The sequence below is a fragment of the Dorea hominis genome (assembly GCF_014287705.1).
In the GTDB taxonomy this organism is placed as follows: domain Bacteria; phylum Bacillota; class Clostridia; order Lachnospirales; family Lachnospiraceae; genus Dorea_D; species Dorea_D hominis.
Map to the genome: position 1 here is coordinate 83,043 of NZ_JACOOY010000008.1, position 20,868 is coordinate 103,910.

At 42.3% G+C, this 20,868-nt stretch carries 14 protein-coding genes; 1 reads left to right on the forward strand and 13 read right to left on the reverse strand.

Annotated features, from left to right (window positions below; translation table 11 throughout):
• Positions 1-2: 2 nt before the first annotated feature.
• The 4 genes from H8S07_RS07880 to H8S07_RS07895 all read right to left on the reverse strand — a co-directional run bounded on the left by H8S07_RS07880 (position 3) and on the right by H8S07_RS07895 (position 5,588).
• Positions 3-1,355: a sodium:proton antiporter gene (locus tag H8S07_RS07880; protein WP_021860840.1), complete on the reverse strand. Its 1,353-nt coding sequence runs from the start codon at positions 1,353-1,355 to the stop codon at positions 3-5.
• Positions 1,356-1,420: 65 nt separating this feature from the next.
• Positions 1,421-2,860, reverse strand: coding sequence for an ATP-dependent Clp protease ATP-binding subunit ClpX (gene clpX / locus H8S07_RS07885; protein ID WP_021860841.1), 1,440 nt, complete (start codon positions 2,858-2,860; stop codon positions 1,421-1,423).
• Positions 2,861-2,917: 57 nt separating this feature from the next.
• Entirely contained in the window at positions 2,918-4,870 is a 1,953-nt protein-coding gene (gene ligA, locus H8S07_RS07890; protein ID WP_186855829.1) for an NAD-dependent DNA ligase LigA, read from the reverse strand.
• Positions 4,833-5,588 carry a pseudouridine synthase gene (locus H8S07_RS07895; RefSeq protein ID WP_117536769.1) on the reverse strand — a complete coding sequence of 252 codons (756 nt, stop codon included), beginning with the start codon at positions 5,586-5,588 and terminating at the stop codon, positions 4,833-4,835. The genes ligA and H8S07_RS07895 overlap by 38 nt, the downstream gene beginning before the upstream one ends.
• A 155-nt stretch (positions 5,589-5,743) precedes the next feature.
• Between H8S07_RS07895 and H8S07_RS07900 the strand changes: the two genes are divergently transcribed.
• Positions 5,744-6,229, forward strand: a complete 486-nt coding sequence (locus H8S07_RS07900; RefSeq protein ID WP_186855804.1) for a DUF5721 family protein — start codon at positions 5,744-5,746, stop codon at positions 6,227-6,229.
• Between the two features lie 176 nt (positions 6,230-6,405).
• Here the strand turns inward: H8S07_RS07900 and htpG are convergent, their stop codons facing one another.
• The 9 genes from htpG to H8S07_RS07945 all read right to left on the reverse strand — a co-directional run bounded on the left by htpG (position 6,406) and on the right by H8S07_RS07945 (position 20,760).
• The gene (gene htpG / locus H8S07_RS07905) at positions 6,406-8,460 is read right to left on the reverse strand and encodes a molecular chaperone HtpG (RefSeq protein ID WP_186855805.1); all 2,055 of its coding nucleotides are present in this window, start codon (positions 8,458-8,460) and stop codon (positions 6,406-6,408) included.
• Between the two features lie 174 nt (positions 8,461-8,634).
• Positions 8,635-11,748, reverse strand: a complete 3,114-nt coding sequence (locus H8S07_RS07910; protein WP_118659605.1) for an ABC transporter permease — start codon at positions 11,746-11,748, stop codon at positions 8,635-8,637.
• A 6-nt stretch (positions 11,749-11,754) separates the two neighbouring features.
• A complete protein-coding gene (locus H8S07_RS07915; RefSeq protein WP_118659603.1) occupies positions 11,755-12,459 on the reverse strand; it encodes an ABC transporter ATP-binding protein in 705 nt (234 codons plus the stop codon).
• A 135-nt stretch (positions 12,460-12,594) separates the two neighbouring features.
• Positions 12,595-14,007, reverse strand: coding sequence for an amidophosphoribosyltransferase (locus tag H8S07_RS07920; protein WP_021860848.1), 1,413 nt, complete (start codon positions 14,005-14,007; stop codon positions 12,595-12,597).
• A gap of 119 nt (positions 14,008-14,126) precedes the next feature.
• The gene (gene gatB, locus H8S07_RS07925) at positions 14,127-15,557 is read right to left on the reverse strand and encodes an Asp-tRNA(Asn)/Glu-tRNA(Gln) amidotransferase subunit GatB (protein ID WP_118659601.1); all 1,431 of its coding nucleotides are present in this window, start codon (positions 15,555-15,557) and stop codon (positions 14,127-14,129) included.
• Between the two features lie 2 nt (positions 15,558-15,559).
• Positions 15,560-17,029, reverse strand: a complete 1,470-nt coding sequence (gene gatA, locus H8S07_RS07930) for an Asp-tRNA(Asn)/Glu-tRNA(Gln) amidotransferase subunit GatA (protein ID WP_186855806.1) — start codon at positions 17,027-17,029, stop codon at positions 15,560-15,562.
• 35 nt (positions 17,030-17,064) lie between these two features.
• Positions 17,065-17,358 (reverse strand): Asp-tRNA(Asn)/Glu-tRNA(Gln) amidotransferase subunit GatC, encoded by a 294-nt coding sequence (gene gatC / locus H8S07_RS07935; protein WP_117536774.1) that lies wholly within the window; start codon positions 17,356-17,358, stop codon positions 17,065-17,067.
• Positions 17,359-17,396: 38 nt separating this feature from the next.
• Positions 17,397-18,731 carry an aspartate--tRNA(Asn) ligase gene (aspS, locus tag H8S07_RS07940; RefSeq protein ID WP_186855830.1) on the reverse strand — a complete coding sequence of 445 codons (1,335 nt, stop codon included), beginning with the start codon at positions 18,729-18,731 and terminating at the stop codon, positions 17,397-17,399.
• Positions 18,732-19,197: 466 nt separating this feature from the next.
• Positions 19,198-20,760: a ClC family H(+)/Cl(-) exchange transporter gene (locus tag H8S07_RS07945; RefSeq protein WP_021860853.1), complete on the reverse strand. Its 1,563-nt coding sequence runs from the start codon at positions 20,758-20,760 to the stop codon at positions 19,198-19,200.
• Positions 20,761-20,868: the final 108 nt, after the last annotated feature.

Sequence of the window (20,868 nt, forward strand, 5' to 3'; positions counted from 1 at the left end):
TCCTATATAAAGAATACCAGCATGTCGATAATGAATACCGGAACTAAGAACAACAGTGACCATATAATATATCCAAAGAACGATGGCATACGCACACCGTTTTCATCAGAAATGGACTTCACCATGAAGTTCGGTGCATTTCCAATGTAAGTATTTGCTCCCATAAATACTGCACCGCAGGAAATTGCAGTCAGCATTTTCACAGAAATCGTACCTACGGATGTTACCATACCTTTTGTAAATCCAAGCGTACCCGCTGTTGTCAGGAATACCAGATAAGTCGGTGTATTATCCAGGAAGCTTGACAGTGCTCCGGTTGCCCAGAACATCTGGAACGGTTTGGTAATTCCAAGGTTCGGTCCGTAAGATTTCAGAAGCATCAGTGCAGGCTGCATAGTAATGAAGATTCCTACAAACAGAACTGCAACTTCCTGGATTGCTCCCCATGTAAAATGGTTCTTCGTACGGATCGACTCGTCTGTCGTCTTAAAGGACAGATAAGCTGCCAGTAAGATAATGACAATCTCTATGATTGCCGGATAAGTTAATGTTACTTCACGGAAAATGTGAAGTCCGCGTACATTTCCGGATGCATCCTGGAACATCGGCATATTCGGAAGTGTTCCGCTTAAGATGACGGCTGCAACGATCATCACAAGGAAAATAACATTGTGCAGTCCGGAAATCCGAAAATCTGTTCCCGGTTTACTGATATCCGGTTTCAAACCTCTTGCAATATCTTTCCGGTATGCACGTCTGTCCATAAAATAAAATATACTCAATATAATTACCATATTAAATAACAGTATCGGTAATAAATGTAAGCTCCAGAAAAATGGTACGCCTCGCATAAAGCCCATCAGAAGCGGTGGATCACCGATTGGTGTTAAGCACCCTCCCATATTCGATACCATAAAGATAAAGAATACCATAAGCTGGCGTTTGTTTCTTCTCCATGCGTTCATTTTCAGTACCGGTCTTACAAGCAACATACTGGCTCCTGTCGTACCGATACAGCTGGAAAGAAGTGTTCCGAATGCAAGTACCGCGACATTAAGTCTCGGTGATCCTGCGAAATCTCCCTCCAGTGTAATATTTCCTGCTACACAGAATAATCCAAACAGCAGAATAATAAATGTAAGGTAATCATTGAGTACACATTCTAATACGGTCTCTACAGAATCCCCCACTCCATACTTCACTGCATATGGAATCACAAATAACAGTGACCACATAGCTACAACCAATGGCTGGTTCTTTTCCCACCAGGTAGCTTTCACAAGCGGCATAACCGCAATGCACAGAAGCAGTCCTGCAAATGGGATGCAAAGCCATGCTGGGATGATTGTTTCCATTTTTCATTTCCTCCTTTTGTCTCATCCTTTTGTTGTCTTTTTCGTCGAAAATACTTCGGCTTTCTTTATGATAACCGGGGTACATCCTGTCCTCTTAATGTAATGACAGGTCCTCCGTTACCTTCAATATATGCTTTGGTGATGACAACGCGCCCGATACTGTCATCTTTTGGAATCTCATACATGATATCCAGCATAAATTCTTCGATAATCGCACGGAGTGCTCTGGCACCGGTATCCTTTTTCATTGCTTTTTCTGCAATTGCCTCCAGTGCACCTTCATCAAATTCCAGATCCACCTCATCGAGAGCAAGTAGCTTCTGATACTGTTTCAATATCGCATTCTTTGGCTCTTTTAAGATCTTGATATACATATCTTTATCTAATCCTTTTAAGGTAAATACGATTGGCAGACGTCCTAAAAACTCCGGAATCATACCAAAGCTTCTTAAATCCTCTGTTGTTACTTTCGACAGAAGATCTTTATCCCCATTAAAACGGTCTTTCAGATCTGCTCCGAAACCGATAGAAGACTGTTTTGTCAGACGTTCTTTGATAATATTCTCCAGATCCGGGAAAGCTCCTCCACAGATAAAGAGAATGTTCTTTGTATTGATCGTAGTCAGTGGCACCATAGCATTCTTGCTGTTTGCACCAACCGGAACTTCCACGTCACTGCCCTCTAACAGTTTTAACATTCCCTGCTGCACAGACTCACCGCTGACATCTCTCTGGCTGGAATTTTTCTTCTTGGCGATCTTATCGATCTCATCAATGAAAATAATTCCCTGCTCTGCCTTTTCCACATCATTATCCGCTGCTGCAAGCAGTTTTGAAACGACACTCTCAATATCATCACCTATGTATCCTGCTTCCGTCAGGGAAGTTGCATCTGTAATTGCAAGCGGCACATCCAGAATCCGTGCCAGTGTCTTTACAAGATATGTCTTACCGGAACCTGTAGGTCCGATCATCAACATGTTGGATTTCTCGATCTCGATATCATCCATCGTATCGGTTGCCACACGTTTGTAATGATTGTAAACTGCTACAGACATTGCTTTTTTGGCGTACTCCTGTCCGACTACATACTCGTCCAGCTTGGCTTTAATCTTATGTGGTGCCGGAAGATTATTGATATCTACAAGCGGAGTACGCTCTTCACCTTCTTTTTTCTTCTTCACTTTCTGCTGTTTCGGAATCATATTTTCCAGATCTGCCATGTTCATAACCTGAACACCCGGCATGTTCATAAGCTGACTGTAGTCGATCTGTCCGCTGTTCATTGCATCAAAACTCTTCTGCATGCAGTCGTTGCACACACAGATATGATTCGGCAGTTCGATCATCTTTCCTGCTACACTTTCCGGACGTCTGCAGATAAAGCAGATTTTCTCATAATCATCGTCGGAATCTTCCTTTGTAGATTCCACACCGGAAGTTTCCACTTTTTCTACTTCTTCTTTCTGTTCTTCAAATTCATTATTATTATTCTGATCTGGCATTGTCTCTTCCTTTCTATATCTATATTTGTATCTGTTCTTTCAACCTATCGTGTATGGTTATTCCCCTGCCTGCCGGCCGTCCAGCATTTCAAGAAACATCTCTTCTGAGATAATCGGAATTCCCAGTTCATTTGCCTTTTTATTCTTCGACGATGTAGATGTAATATCATTATTAATAAGATAATTCGTCTTGGAAGTCACCGATCCGGTTACTTTTCCTCCGAGACTTTCGATTAATTCTTTCACTTCTTTACGATTTGCAAAATGTGTAACACTGCCTGTAATGACAAAATTAACGCCTCCAAAGATCTGCTCTTTTGCTTCTCCTTCTTCTGCGTGAATTTTCAGTTCTCCAAGCAGATTCTTAAGCTGTCCTACATGTGCCGGATTCTGGAAATATGCCGTAAATGTTCCTGCGATCACAGCTCCGATACCTGAAATCTCACTTAACTGTTCCGCATCTGCATGCAGCATGGCATCCAAATCATTTTTAAATTCTTTGCAGATAACTTTCGCATTGGACAGTCCTACATTGGCAATTCCAAGACCATATAACACCTGCGGAAGTGTTGTCTCTCTCGCTTTTTCCACACTTGCCTTAAGATTATTAAAAGATTTCTCGCCGAAACCTTCCATTTCTTTGATTTCTTCTTCGTAACGATCCAGATGAAACAAATCCGCAAATTCCTTTACATATCCTCTGTCTATGAATTTCTCCAGCGTGGATTCTGATAATCCCTCAATATTCAACGCATCCCTGCTTACAAATAAAGAGAACGATTTAATATGCTTTGCCTGACACTCCGGATTCGTACAATAAAGTGCTTTTGCATTGCTCACCTGGCGGATCTCTGTCTTACCGCCACAGACCGGACAGACTTCCGGAATATCACGCACGCCACTTCTCGTCAGATTCTCTGCGATCTGTGGAATGATCATATTCGCTTTGTAAACTTCAATCTCATCGCCAATCCCCAGTTCCAGCTCTTCCATAATACTGATATTGTGCACACTGGCACGGCTGACTGTTGTGCCCTCCAGTTCTACCGGTTCAAAGATTGCCACCGGATTGATAAGTCCTGTTCTCGACGGACTCCATTCAATCTCCAGAAGCTTCGTGCGCACCTGCTCATCTGCCCATTTAAATGCATAGGAATCGCGTGGAAACTTCGCTGTTCTTCCCAGCGATCTTCCGTATGCAATATCATCATAAACAAGTACCAGTCCATCCGATGGGAAATCATTGTCCACGATTTTCCGGGAAAATTCTGCCACAGCATCTTCTACTTGATCTCTTGTCACCATGACGTGTTCCACAACTTCAAAGCCCTGTTCTCTCAGCCAATCCATCTGTTTCTCTCTGGAATTATGGAAATCCACACCATCTGCCTGTACTAATGTAAATGCATAAAACCGGACGTTTCTCTTCGCTGTAATCTCGTTATTCAACTGTCTTACAGAACCACTGCACAAATTACGTGGATTTTTGTAACGTGCATCGATATCTGCAATCTCTTCATTTATTTTTTCAAAATCCTTATATCCTATAATTGCTTCTCCACGGAGGATCAGTTCGCCCTGATAGCTGATCTTAAGCGGAATATTTTTGAATACGCGGGCATTGTTCGTGATAACTTCTCCGACTTCCCCATTGCCTCTTGTTACGGCTTTAAAAAGCGTACCGTCTCTGTATGTCAGAACAATCGTCAGCCCGTCCATCTTCCAGGACATCATTGCTTTCTGGTCACCGACAAAACGTTTCAGATCTTCAACTTCTTTTGTCTTATCAAGCGAAAGCATCGGACTTTCATGCCGCTCTTTTGGCAGTTCACTCAATACTTCATAACCTACATTCACGGTCGGGCTGTCGGATAAAGTAATCCCCAATTCCGCTTCCAGCTTTGTCAGCTCATCATACAACCTGTCGTATTCCAGATTGCTCATAATCTCCTGCGCATCCTGATAATAAGCTTTAGCTGCGCGGTTCAGAAGCGTTACCAGCTCCTGCATTCGTTCCTGTTTCTGTCTGCTCATATAGTTCTTTTAACTCCTGATCTGTTAATTTTCGAGTAGCTCCTGTCTTTAGATCTTTCAGTTCTATATTCATGATTCTGGTACGTACCAGCTTCTTCACTTCATATCCAAGTGCACTGCACATCCTGCGGATCTGTCTGTTCAGCCCCTGTGTGAGAACAATGGAAAATGTATATTTCCCAATCTTTGTTACTTTACAAGGTCTTGTTACTGCATCCAGCTTCTTCTCTTTGTCTGTAATGTGCACGCCTTCCGACATTTCCCGGATAAAAGCATCTGTAAGCGGTCTGTCCACTGTTACTTTGTATTCTTTCTCATGTGCATATCTGGCACGCATCATACGGTTGATGAGGTCTCCGTCATTCGTCATAATAAGAAGACCTTCCGAATCTTTGTCCAGTCTTCCTGCGTAAGTAATCCGTTGTGGATAATCCAGAAAACGGATAATATTATTCTTCGTCCGTCTGTCCTCTGTGCAGATAATTCCAACCGGTTTGTTCACTGCAAGTACGATTCTTTCATTGCCCGTATGAACCGTCTTCTTACCGACTTTTACAATCTGATTTTCGGACACATGCATGCCTGGTACTGCACGTTTTCCGTCTACAGTAACGCGCCCGCTTTCAATGAGCCGGTCTGCCTCTCTTCTTGAGCAGATTCCCGCTGCACTGAGGTATTTATTCAGTCTGATCATATTCCCATACCCCGTTCATTTTTTTGCATACCACTTCTAATCTAAACACCTATTATACCACATTTGTATTCAAAAAAAAAGAGAGCATTTCTTATGCTTTTTGATGAATTATTTCCATTTTCTTGTTATAATAAAAGTTCAGAAAGGAGATTTCTATGATTACTTTATCTCTCAAGGCGAAAGTCTCTATGTCACACCTGCTTCTCAAAGAAACATTCGACAAATTTTCCTTTATCGAAGCGGATATTACAACATTTAACAAATTTACAATAGATGGATTTTTACAGAAAGACTTTTTTGATGAACAACCGGCTGAGGCACATGCCCGTTGGAAAGATGTACGCGAACACTGCTTCCGTATCATCCGTGGTCAGCGTACCCCTTTGAATTTCAAGATTGTCCTTTCTCTGGCTCCATCCCATTTTGATGCCTTTTTAAAGAAAGAGCAACTTACCGGATTCACTGCCGGGGATATCCAGGGGCTGTATCTGAATTTCCATTATGACGGTACAGATCTTCACTGCATTACAGGGACTTCACTTCGCACTTTCACTCTGGACAAGTCTCTGGAACACGCGTGGGATCAGTATGTCCGCTCTTTTTTGCTGGAAAGTGATCTCGATACGTCAGTTTCCGTGTAAACTTCACAATATGCGAATATAGGACAGATTGTGCAGACTATTATAATAAAAAATTTTCACAGCATCAAAGTACCGGGAAAACAGAACATCATCTTACATTCCTGCTTCCCCGGCACTTTAATCTTATTTTCTTTTATTTATCTTTATTGGCTTTTCTTCCAAAATCTGACCATTCATTATTTTGTCAGCAACATCATAATCTCATTGCTTCTCTTGACAAATGCTGTCATTTCTTCTGGATTCAGCGGTTTGTGTGCAAGCATTGCCAAGTCATAAAGCTGTTTGCAGATCACACTTGTATTCTCGCTGTCTGCATGGTCTACAACATACTGTACAAGTGGATGATTTGCATTCAGGATTAAAGTGCTCTCTCCGCCAAGATCCATGCCCATGTCATTCATACCGTACATCTTCATCATTTCCTGCATACGACGGCTCTGCTCGGATAAAGTGATCATGGAAGCTACATTCTCGTCTTTTAATTTGGCAATCTTCACATCCAGTTTATCGTTCCCAAGTTCCTTGCGGAAGATCTCGATCAGGCTGTCAGAAGTTTTCTTAAATGTTTCCTGATCTTCTTCGGCAACTTCTTCTTTTGCAGTATCTGTTACATCTGCATCAATTCTCTGGAAGCGGATTGTAGGATTTCTCTGCTCCAACTGTGTGATGAACGGAGAATCAATGTTATGTCCGAGAATTACGGCATCCTGTCCCTGATTCTTAAACATGTTGATGTACTGACTCTGCTGGATCTCATCCGTTACATAGTAGATGGTTGTCTTGATCTCTTCGACTTTGTTATCGTCACCATTTTCTTCTTTCTTATCGTTCGGCTCTACGACTTCTCCGCCATTCTCTTCGATACAGTCTTTCAGCGTCAGATATTTGTGATCCAGGTTCTTGAACAGGATTGCATCTTTCATCTTGTCACAGAACTTCTCATCTTTTAAGCAGCCGAATTTGATAAATGGGCTGATGCTGTCCCAGTATTTCTCATACTCGTCTCTCTTTGTCTTACACATTCCGGCAAGTTTATCTGCAACTTTCTTGGAAATGTACTCAGAAATCTTATTTACAAATCCATCATTCTGCAGGGCGCTTCTGGATACGTTAAGCGGCAGATCCGGACAGTCGATAACTCCTTTTAATACCATCAGGAATTCTGGAATTACTTCTTTAATATTATCAGCGATAAATACCTGATTGTTATACAACTTGATCGTTCCTTCTACGGATTCATACTCTGTATTGATTCTCGGGAAATACAGAATACCTTTCAAGTTAAATGGATAATCCATATTCAAATGGATCCAGAACAGTGGCTCTTTGTAATCCAGAAATACTTTTCGGTAAAATTCCTGATAATCTTCATCGGAACACTCATTTGGATGTTTTGTCCACAGTGGATGTATATCGCTTAAAGAAACCGGACGCTTCTCAATCTTGACTTTCTCTTTTGCCGGCTCTGTCTCTACCATTTCTTTCTCGCCGTTCTCATTTTCTTTTTCTTCCATCTTGGCTTCTTCGTGAATGTGCTCTACGACAACATCATCCTCTTTAAGATCTGCCTCATCGATAGTCTCATATTCCGGTTCTGCTCCTTCTTTTGAAAGGAAAATCTCTACCGGCATGAATGAACAATATTTCTCGATTACTTCTCTGACACGATATTCATTTGCAAACTCCAGGCTGTCCTCGTTCAGATACAGCGTCATTGTGGAACCGATTTCTGTCTTCGTTCCCTCTTCCATCTCATACTCTGTGCCGCCTTCGCTTACCCAATGTACCGGTTTTGCGCCTTCTTTATAAGATAAAGTATCAATATGCACTGCGTCTGCTACCATAAATGCAGAATAGAATCCAAGACCGAAATGTCCGATCATATCGTCTTCTGTTGTCTTGTCCTTATACTTCTCAAGAAACTGTGTTGCTCCGGAAAATGCGATCTGTGTAATATACTCTTCCACTTCATCAGCTGTCATTCCAACACCGTTATCTGTAAATTTCAAAGTCTTCTCTTCCGGGTTTACTTCTACAGTAATCTTTGGTTTATATCCATCCGGAAGCTGATACTCTCCCATCATATCCAGTTTTTTTAATTTTGTGATCGCATCGCACCCATTGGATACCATCTCACGAACGAAAATATCATGATCGGAATATACCCATTTTTTAATAATCGGGAAAATATTTTCACTACTGATCGATAAACTACCTTTTTTTGCTGCCATTTTAATCACTCCTATTTCTATTTTTTATCATGCGGATTCCCCGCCATTCTTCTCTAAAGGATATAATAAGCCTCTCATTTTCAAAAGTCAACAGGAAATTAGCACTCTTTTAAACAGAGTGCTAATAATTCTTTGAACTTTATAAAGTTTTTATAAATTATGCTGCTTTTATCTTTATTCCACACTTTTCAGTGATTCTACCATATCAATCTTGCGGAGTTTAAAATACATCACACCATTTATAATGATTGAAAACAGTACCGTAAACAGGAAACTGTACAGATAACTCGGCGGATTGATATTGCGTCCGAACATTGCCGCATCCACTTCTACTGTCTGGATGATAAACAGATGCAGAATCCTTCCGATCCCAATTCCTACACCCGCTCCTATAAGCGTCAGGATCAGATTCTCACGATACACATAAGCTCCTACTTCCTGATCATAAAATCCAAGTACTTTCAGTGTTGCAAGCTCTCTTTGCCTCTCAGCAATATTAATGTTATTCAGATTATAAAGTACGACAAATGCAAGCATACCTGCTGAAATAATCAGTACTACAATAACAAGATTCAGGCTTTTCAGCATATCATCAAGCTGTTCTCTGATCTCATGCATATAACTGACATTTAACACTTCTTTCCTTGCCAGTATCTTCTTTCCTGCATCTTCCTTCTGTTTCTGGGAATATCCATCACGGATTGTAAATAAGAAACAGTTATACTCCGGCTTCTCGCCATAGATCTTCTCATAGCAGGCAGGTGTCAGATAGAGATAATGCCCCATGTAATTCTCACAGATTTTTAGGATCTTTACTTTTTTATCTCCATTTTCCTCGTCCTTAATCCGGATCGTATCGCCGGCTTTCGCATTTAAAAGCTTCGCCGTCTTCTCACTGATAATTGCACCATCGTCTGTCAGCTTATAAGGCGTATGGCTTCTTCTGTCTCTGAAATGCACGTAGTCTCTGACATCTTCCGGCTCACCAAACACGCACTCATATGTCGCCCGCTTTTTCTTTCCTTTTGCAAGTGTTACGGACTGCATCTTCGCTTTCATATGACGAATCACATCCGAGTCTTTTGTAAGGAAATCATCCAGATTATCGATTTCTTTTTCCGTCAGATTCTCTTTTAAATAGACACTTCCATCGTAATACTGAATCTCGCTATACTGTAAGTCGGCAATCTCGAAGATGGAATCCCGGAGTCCAAATCCGACGAGCATCAATGCCATACAGCCGCCAATTCCAAATATTGTCATGAAAAAACGTTTCTTATACCGCATCAGATTACGGATGGTAGACTTCCAAGTAAAACTTAAATGTTTCCATAGAAATCCAATTCGTTCCAGGAAGACTCTTCTTCCAATCTTCGGTGCCGGCGGGCGCATCAGCACAGCCGGTGTTCCTCCCAGCTCCCGGTAGCAGGCTTCTATCGTTGCAAGCAATGTGCATGCTACTGCCACACCGGAAGCAAACGCTGCATAACCCCAGTGATACGGAATCAGGATCTCCGGTATATGTAAATACATAATTCCGTATGCATATATGATAATAAACGGGAAGATCTTTTCACCGATCAAAAATCCCATAACGCTTCCAATCGCCGAAGCAAGCAATGCATAGCCGATATATTTTGACGCAATTGCTGCTTTTCCATATCCAAGCGCTTTCATCGTTCCGATCTGTGTTCTCTGTTCTTCTACCATTCGCGTCATACTGGTCAGACTAATAAGCGCTGCTACGAGGAAAAAAATCACCGGGAAGACTTTTCCGATTGCTCGCATCCGATCCGCATTCTCACCATAGCTTGTATACTCCGGCAAGTCATTCCGATCTGCGATATACCATTTTGCTTTTGGGATATCCGCAACCTTCTTTTTCGCATCGGATACTTTTTTCTCTGCTTTTTTGATCTTCTCCTGTGCTTCTTTTTTACCTTTTTTGTAGCTGGCTTTCGCTTTTTCTAATTTCTTTTCACTCTCAGTAAACTCCTGCTCTCCTTTTGTAAGCTTCTTTTCCTGTTCCGAAATTTCCCTGTAAGCATTCTTTATCTGCTTTCGTCCGGACTTAAGCTTTGATTTTGCTTTTGCAAGTTTTCTCTCACTTGCAGTAAGTTTTGCTTCGGACGCCTCAAGTTCCTTTTTTCCGGCTTCCAGCTTGGCTTTTGCCTCGGCAAGCTGTGATGTCGCCGCTTCTATCCCCGCCATCTGGGCTGACATCTGCTCATACTGCGCTTCATTTGTGCGATATTCACTCCAGCCTTTTTTTAATTTCTGTCTGCCGGCTCTTAACTGTGCTTTCCCTGCGCGGTATTCTTTTTCTCCCTGATCCAGTTCTTTTTCTTTTGCTTTCAGTGTTTTCCTGGCATTGACAAGTTTCTGTCTGCCATTCGCTAATTCTTTCTTTCCAGCCGAAAGTTTCTTTTCTCCGTCTTTGATCTTCTTTTCCGCTTTTTTTAATTTTTCACCGGACGTCTTTTTGCCTTTTTCTAACTTCTTCTCTGCTTTTGCAATCTTATCATTTGCTTCATTAACTAATTCCTGCCTTCGGATTCTGCCGCGTTTTTTTCCCAATGTTTCGATTTGATCCGTTGCTTTTTCCACTTTTTTCTCATATGCATCCGTATAAGCAGTCAGTGTTTTTGTACCCTTTACCTGCATACACGCCTCTGTATAAGTATCCAGCGCAAAGGTATCCTCACTTACTACGAGAAATCCATCTATCGTTCCTTTGCCGATCGTTGTACTGCCACGGTTAAAAGAAATATAGCACGGGCTGTTACCAATTCCAACTACCGTATACGTATCTGTCGTTAATGTATCCGAAAGCGGATCATCCGTCCCGGACTTTACAACAATACGGTCGCCGATCTTGTAATCCATCTCTTCATCCGCCAGACATTCTCCTGCCTTCTCTGGCATACGCCCCTTAGATACAGTCACTTTGTTCATATTCTTTGGAAGCGTCATCATATGCAGTACAAACTGGTCATCTTTTGTATCGCTCAGTACATCTGCACTGTATGCGCCTTCTGCCTTTTCTATCGTATCTGCCTCGTTAAATGCCTGTATGTCTTCCCTGGTAATTCCAAGTGTACTGACTGCTTTCACATCCATCAGATCTGCGCCGTCAAAATAAGCATCCCCGGTCACACGCATGGATGGTTCCGATGCACGGATACCGGAGAAAAAAGCAACTCCCAATGCTACGATAAACAGCATAGAAAGGAATCTTCCCGGGCTTTTCTTTAATTCCATTAGAAAATCTTTGTGCGTTACTTTCATACTCTTCTACCACTCTATCGTATCTACTGATACCGGATTCTTATTTTCCACAATCTCTGCAACTTTTCCGTTCTTGATCTTGATCACACGGTCTGCCATCGGTGCAATCGCCTGATTGTGCGTGATCAGGATCACTGTCATGCCTTTTTCCCGGCAGGTATCCTGTAATAATTTTAAAATAGATTTACCTGTATTGTAGTCCAGCGCTCCCGTCGGTTCATCACAAAGCAGCAGTTTCGGATTCTTTGCAAGTGCTCTTGCAATGGATACACGCTGCTGTTCTCCACCGGATAACTGCGCCGGGAAATTGTCTGTCCGTTCTCCTAGTCCGACTTCTTCCAGCACTTCTCTGGCATCCATCGGATTTTTACAGATCTGAAGCGCCAGCTCTACATTCTCCAGTGCTGTCAGATTCGGAATCAGATTATAAAACTGAAATACAAAACCGATATCATCTCTCCGGTATGCTGTCAGTTTCTTTGCCTTATAAGTGGCAATATTCTCACCATCCACCCAGACATTGCCGGAAGTCGCTGTATCCATGCCTCCAAGGATATTAAGCACGGTTGTTTTGCCCGCTCCACTGGGACCTACAACTACTGCAAATTCTCCTTTTTCAATTGTAAAATCCATCCCTGCTGCCGCAAGGATTTCCACTTCTCCCATATGGTAACTTTTCTTTACATCTTCTAATGTAACAAATGCAGACATCATACACCTCCGCGGTAATTTATACATTAATTATAACTGATTCAAGACAGAGCGTCCAGAATTAGCAATCAATATACAATAATAAAATCCCCGGATAACAGATTTTGCTATCTGGGGATTTTATTGTATCTTCCTTTATTCTTTTCCGTTAAAACAATATGTACAAATCTTGCACGGATCTATTCCAATTGAATCAAGAAGATCGTCCAGTCTGTGATAGCGCAGGGATGTAAAATTCTGCAGCTTGCGGATATCTTCGATCATCTGTACATAACGCTCTGTTGTCGGATCTGCATATTCATCCAGGATCTCCTGTGGACAGTCATCTCCTTCTCTTTCACGGATCACACGTCTTGTGATCAGTTCCATCTCTGATTTTGATCTGGAGAAGTTCAGATATTTACATCCATATAACAATGGTGGACATGCCGGACGGACATGCACTTCCTTCGCTCCGCTTCTATAAAGAAACTCTGTTGTTTCTCGAAGCTGTGTTCCTCTTACAATGGAATCATCGATCAGAAGCAACTTCTTTCCTTCAATTAACGCATGGACCGGAATCAGTTTCATTCTCGCGATCAGATTTCTCTGACTCTGATTCGTCGGCATGAAAGAACGCGGCCATGTCGGTGTATACTTGATAAATGGTCTTGCATATGGGATACCGGATTCATTGGCATATCCGATCGCATGTGCAATTCCGGAATCCGGAACTCCTGCAACAATATCCGGATGTACCGAATCCCCATCACGTTTTGCAAGCATACTTCCACATTTATAACGCATCTCTTCTACATTCACACCTTCGTATGCAGATGTCGGATATCCATAATATACCCAGAGGAAAGAACAGATCTTCATATCTTTTCCCGGCGCTTTCAATGTCTCCACGCCACTTGCGGTAACAAAAACAATTTCTCCCGGACCTAATTCTTTATAATCCTTATATCCAAGGTTAATATAGGCATGACTTTCGAACGAAACACAATACGCATCGTCTTTTGCTCCAACTACCAGAGGTGTTCTTCCATAGCGGTCTCTCGCTGCATAAATTCCTTTCTCTGTCATCAGAAGCAGCGTCATCGAACCATCTACACGTTCCTGCACATACTGGATACCTTCCAGAATTGTCTCTTTCTCACAGATTAGCGCCGCAACCAGTTCCGTCGCATTCACCTGTCCATTTGTCATCTCATGGAAATGGGAATGTGCACTCTCATACAACTCATTTAAAAGCTCTTCATAATTGTTAATCTTTCCAACTGTTGTAATCGCAAAGCTTCCTAATTTTGACTGGATCAGTAATGGCTGCGGTTCAAAATCCGAAATACAGCCAATTCCAAGTGTTCCTTTCATCTCTCCGACATCTCTGTCAAATTTTGTACGGAACGGTGAATTTTCAATATTATGAATAGAACGGTAAAATCCGTCTTCTCCAAAAGTAGCCATTCCACCTCTTCTTGTTCCCAGATGAGAATGATAGTCTACTCCATAAAATAACTCCAGCACACAATCCTGCTTTGATGCAACTCCAAAAAATCCTCCCATAGCCTTCTCCTTTTGCCTGTAATGATCTCTTTTTTGTTAATTTTTTTGTCTTTTTACCACGAATTACTCCGTTATCATACAATTTTAGCACAAAAGGAAATATGCTGTAAAGATTTTGTCTATAACATTTCCTGCAGTTTCTTATTAATTGCTACCGGATCCGCTTTTCCTTTCATCGTTTTCATCGTCTGTCCGACCAGTGCTCCAAGCGCTTTTTTCTTGCCTCCCTGATAATCAGCTACTGCCTGCGGATTGTCTGCAATCACTTTCTTTAACACTTCTTCCAATGCTCCATCATCATTTACAGTTTTCAGCCCGTGCTCCTCTACATAAGCTTTCGGATCTATGTCCTCTGCAAAAATTTTCTCAAATACTTCTTTTGCAACTGAACTGTTGATCGTTCCTGCTTCTGTCAGTTCTACTAAAGCCGCAAGATTCTCTGGTGCAAAATCAATGTCTTCCGGTTCCATTCCATTTTCTTTCAGAAGACGCATCGTCTCTACCATCAGCCAGTTGGAAACTTTCTTCGGTTTTCCACAGATAGCTGCTGCCTCTTCAAAGATATCTGCCATATGTTTGGAGTTTGTCAGAATCTCCGCATCATACTGCGGAATATCATATTCTTTTTTATATCGCTCCAGCTTTTCAGAACGAAGTTCAGGCTGCCGGTCTTTTACTTTCTGAATCCATTCATCACTGATAATGATCGGCACAAGATCCGGTTCCGGGAAATAGCGGTAATCCTGTGCATCCTCTTTTGAACGCATAGCATGCGATGATTCTTTGTTGTCATCCCATCTTCTTGTTTCCTGCACAACCTGTTTCCCTTCTTCGATCAGTTCAATCTGGCGCTCTCTTTCCCCTTCAATAGCTCTTGCGATAGCTTTAAAAGAGTTCAGGTTCTTCATCTCTGTTCTTGTGCCAAATTCTGCTGCACCAACTTCCCGCACCGATAAGTTGACGTCCGCTCTCATGGATCCTTCCTGTAATTTACAGTCAGATGCGCCAAGATACTGTACAATGGTACGCAGTTTTTCCAGATAAGCAATCACTTCATCCGCTGAGCGCATATCCGGTTCCGATACGATTTCCACAAGTGGTACGCCACTTCGGTTGTAATCAACCAGTGACGTGTCATCCCATTCATCGTGGATCAGTTTTCCGGCATCTTCCTCCATATGCATTTCATGGATACGGACTTTTTTCTTCTGTCCTGCCACTTCGATCTCTACATATCCATTTCTTGCAATTGGAAGATACAGCTGGGAAATCTGATAGTTCTGTGGGTTGTCTGGGTAAAAATAATTTTTGCGGTCAAATTTGCATACCTGGGTAATATCACAGTTTGTTGCAAGTCCGATTGCCATTGCATATTCAACAACCTGCTTATTCAGAACCGGAAGAGATCCCGGCATACCGGTGCAGACCGGACAGGTATGTGTATTTGGTGCTCCTCCGAACTGTGTACTGCAGGAGCAGAAGATTTTTGTTTTCGTTGCAAGTTCTACGTGAACCTCCAGTCCAATGACTGTTTCATATTGTTTTGCCATCTCTATCTGTCTCCTTTCGCAAGTTCCGGTGCCTCATATGATTTTGTCTGTTCAAATGTATAGGCTGCACGGATGATTTTCTTCTCCTGGAAGCAGTCTCCGATGATCTGCATACCAACCGGAAGACCTTTTGAATCTTTTCCGACCGGAATCGTAATTCCCGGAAATCCTGCCAGATTGACTGCGATCGTGTAAATATCTCCCAGATACATTTTCAAAGGATCACTTAGGCTCTCTCCAAGTTTCGGTGCTGTTGTCGGTGCTGCCGGTGCAATGATCGCATCATAAGATGCAAATGCTTTGTCAAATGCTTTTTTGATCAACGCCTTTGTCCGGAGTGCTTTCAAATAATAAGCATCATAATATCCGGAACTTAATACAAATGATCCAAGCATAATTCTGCGTTTTACTTCCGGTCCGAAGCCTTCGGATCTTGTCTTTTTATACATATTGTGAAGTCCTTCATATTCCGAAGTACGGTATCCGTATTTCACACCATCAAACCGGGATAAGTTCGAGCTTGCTTCTGCAGATGCAATGACGTAATAAGCCGGAATCGCATACTGTACAAGGCTTAAGTCAAATTCTTCCACAACCGCACCTTTTTCTTCCAGCACTTTGACCGCTTTTAAAATCTGTTCTTTGACTTCCGGATCCAGACCTTCTGTGAAATAATCTCTCGGCACGCCAATCTTCATTCCTTTTACCTCAGCAACCAGTCCTTCTGTGAAATCATACGATTCTCTTGCAATAGAAGTACTATCTTTGCTGTCATGAGAGGCAATGGTCTCCAGAATTGTCGCACAGTCTGTGACATCTTTTGCGATCGGTCCGATCTGATCCAGCGAAGAGCCATATGCGATCAGTCCATAACGGGATACCGTTCCATAGGTTGGCTTGATTCCAACAACTCCACAGAAAGAACTTGGCTGACGGATGGAACCTCCTGTATCAGATCCAAGTGCATATGCACATTCTCCTGCCGCAACTGCCGCACAGGAACCTCCTGATGAACCGCCCGGAACATGTTCCAGATTCCATGGATTCTTTGTTTCTCCATAATAAGAAGTCTCTGTCGTACTTCCCATGGCAAATTCATCCATATTTGTCTTTCCAAGGATTACAGCTCCTGCTTTTTCCAGATTTACAACTGCTTCCGCTGTAAAGGTTGGTTTGAAACCTTCCAGAATCTTAGAGCTGCAGGTCGTCTCCACACCCTTCGTACATAAATTATCTTTGATCGCCACCGGAACACCGGCTAATGGTCCGGTAAGTGTACCGTCATTAATCATTTTCTGTACTTCTTCTGCACGTTTTCTTGCACCTTCCTTATCAATCCGCACAAAACTATGTACATTCTCTTCTACGCGTTCTATCTGTGCAATGGCTGCTTCTACTGCATCTGCCACTGTTATTTCTTTTGCTTTTATTTTCTTTCCGATCTCAACGGCTGTCATACTTGTGATATCCATGCCTTCGTTCTCCTCTCTTTTTTCTTTTCAGGAAACTATCCGATTGTCTTTGGTACTTTAAAGCTCTGGTCTTTTGCAAGTGGTGCATTGGCAAGCGTATCTGCACTTCCGTCACCATTTGTCACAACATCCTCACGGAATACGTTATGCACCGGAAATACATGGGACATCGGTTCTACTCCGTCTGTATCCAGCTCATTTAATGTATCAATGTAATCCAGCATTTTTTCCATATCTTTTTTTGCTTCTTCCTTCTCTGCATCGCTTAATTCCAGCTTTGCCAGTATTCCGACATATTCGATTGTCTCATCTGTGATCTGATTTGCCATAATTTTGTCCCCTTTTCATCTTTCTATTTTCTATTTCTTTATGGTTCCAGTCTGCTTAAATCTCTTGGAAATAGCGTTGTCTCGCGGACATTGTCTTCCCCGATGAGCTGCATCGTCAATCGTTCCAGTCCGATTCCAATTCCACCATGTGGCGGCATTCCATGTCTGAAGGTTGCAAGATACTGATCCATTCCATCTGTCTCCATACCTCTTGCTTCTATCTTTTCTATCAGTTTCTGATAATCATGGATTCTCTGACCGCCTGTTGTAATCTCAAGTCCTTTAAACAACAGGTCAAAACTTAATGTATATTTCGAATCTTCCGGATCATCCATTGCATAGAATGGACGCTTTTTGGATGGATAATGAGTTACAAATACAAAATCACTGCCCCACTCTTCTTTTGCATATTTTCCGATCAGCTGCTCCTCCTCCGGCTCTAAATCGAACGGATTACGCATCTTATGTCCATATTTTTCCGATACGATTTCTTTAATATCGTGGAAACGGACTGCCGGGATTCTGGATACATCCGGAAATTCTACTCCAAGGATTTTCAGTTCTTTCGCATATTCTTTCTGCAAAAGTTTCATTGCATACTGTAAATACCCGGTTTCCATTGCCATGATATCTTCGAATCCATCAATATATCCCATCTCAAAATCAAGACTGGTATATTCATTTAAATGTCTTTTTGTGTTGTGTTTTTCTGCACGAAATACCGGTGCTGTCTCGAATACACGATCAAATACACCTACCATCATCTGTTTGTAAAACTGCGGGCTCTGTGCCAGCACTGCAGGTCTGTGGAAATATTCCAGCTTGAAAATATTCGCTCCTCCTTCAGCTCCCTTTGCTCCGATCTTCGGTGTATGGATCTCTGTAAATTCCTGGCTGTAAAGAAAATCGCGGAATGCTCTTGTAAGTCCTTCCTGAATTCGGAATTTTGCACGCTCTCTGATATTTCTAAGGGCAATGGAGCGGTAGTTTAATTTTGCTTCCAGTGAAGTATTCAATTTCCATTTGGAAATTGCAAGCGGCATCATCTCTGCCTCCGGCTCACTTAAAATTTCCACTTTCTGCATTGTAATCTCGATTCCGTTTGGTGCTTTCTCATTCTGCTTTAAAACGCCTGTCACTTCCAGTGTTGCTGCCTCTTTGATCGTTTTTATATCAAATTCTGCAGTTTCTTTCTCATATACACACTGCAGAAGTCCTTCTCTTTTACGAAGGATCACAAAGGCTACGGTTCCCATATCACGAATGACATGAACAGCTCCATTGATTTTTACAACCTCTCCTTCTGCGCATCCGGTAAGTAACTCTGTAATTTCTTTTGTCTCTTTTTTCTTTACTCCTGTCATAAATTCCATCATTCAGACCTCCCTTGGTATCCTTTTTGGTAAAATAGTGTGCGTCCTCGCAGAGCCATTTTATTTATCACTAAAAATCTTTTTGATAAATAAAAAAAGAGATTCTTTCGAACCTCCGGTACTAAAAAACGTCCCAGAATACATACTTGTATTCCGGGACGGATATAAACTTGTTATCCGCGGTACCACCCGCATTAAGCTCGCCTTTGAACTTATCTCTTGCACGTAACGTGTGCCTTACGTATCTGCCTAATAATCTACATCCGGTAATCTCCTGCCGACGTTCAACAGATCTGCTCCGGAGTGTTCCCTATTGTTCTGCTTCCTTCAGATGCACTCTCAGTCGGCGGTGCTTCCTTCCTGTTAATTCCACAAGAACAGAGTCTCCTTCATCGCTTTGTTGTTTAAAAACTATGTCTATGGTAGCACAGGATTTTTTAAATTGCAAGTACCAAATCAATAAATTTCAAAATCGTTCCTGACAAAGCGCCTCCATCTTCTCATGTATGACTCCCATATCACGTTCGTCTGTCATCGTTACAATCAAATCTCCTGCCTGAAGTTTTGTCTTTCCTTTCGGAATAATCTCATCTGTACCTCGCTGTATTGCTACAAGCAAACAATTATCCGGCCATTTCACATCCCGGATCAGTTCTTCTTCAATCGAAGATCCCTGTTTCACAACAAAGTTCGCAAGTACCTTTTCGCCGGTCTCATCCGTCACAGACTCTCCGCGCTTTTGCAGGAGACGCTCCAGTAGACTTTCATAAATCGGTTTTGACTTCATCAGTATTGCTACAACATAAGCTACAATGGATACAACCGATAACGACAGCATCTGACTCAAGGAACCGGTCATTTCAAAAATAAGAATAATCCCTGTCAGAGGCGCCCGCACAATTGCGGCAAAATATCCTGCCATTGCCAGAAGTACAAAGTTATTGATATACATTGGATTCAGTCCGAAATACTGCACACTGATCGTTGCAAAAGCGCCTCCGATATAGCCTCCGATGACAAGTAACGGGAAGAAAATGCCTCCCGGTGCTCCTGATCCAAAACTTACTGCTGAGAAGATGAATCTTCCGATCAGGAGAAATAAAACGCTCTTAAGCATCACATCACTGTTTGTAAGATATTCAATCAGAGCGTGTCCGCTTCCCAGAAGATCCGGGGCGGTAAATCCAAGAATACCGGCACATACGAACGGGATCATGACCTTCACTTCCGGTCGTAAAAACGTTGCTTTATTATAGATTTCCTGTGATTTCAAAGTAAACCAGTTATAAAATGCACCCAGCACGCCAAGTATCACTCCAAGTGCCACGATCATTCCATAGGAATGAATTGGCAGTGCATGCAAGATATCAAACTGGAACACGGAACTTACTCCCAGCACATTTGAACATAAGAAATCTGCCGTCAGCGACGCAGACATTACGGATACGAGTACTGATACGGAAAAATTCTTATGGACTTCTTCCAGTGAAAACATGACTCCTGCAAGAGGTGCATGAAACGCTGCTGAAAGTCCTGCACTGGCTCCACAGGTCAATAAAAACTTCTCTTCGGTCTTTCCTCTGTCAAGCCCTCTGGATACCCCTTTTCCTACCATGGCACCAAGCTGAATCGATGGGCCTTCTCTTCCAAGTGCCAGTCCTCCAAGCAGGCATAAGAAACCGCCGAGGAACTTTGCCGGCATCACACGCCACCAGGTCTGATCTAATTTTCCTACCATCTCGCCCTCAAGCTGAGGGATTCCGCTTCCGGATATCATCGGCTCAAACTGTACCAGTTTTGCCACGATCCAGGCAAGCAAAAGGAGCACCGCAAACCATCCTGCCATCCGCACCGGATTGCCTGACGCATATGCGAGGATCTGCTTTAACCATTTTCCCGCATATTCCAGACAGATCCGGTACAAAAGTACAATCAGTCCTGCGATTGCTCCAACTAATATTCCTTCACCTATTAAAATAATCTGAAACCGCTCTGCACGCTTAATCGTGTCCGGTGTATTGTGTCTCACAAGACATACCTCCCATAATTTTCTCATAGCTATATGATACCCGTAGATTATTCCGTGCTGCGCACTCTCACAATCTTCCCAATTATGAGCAAGCTCATGTGGCTTAAG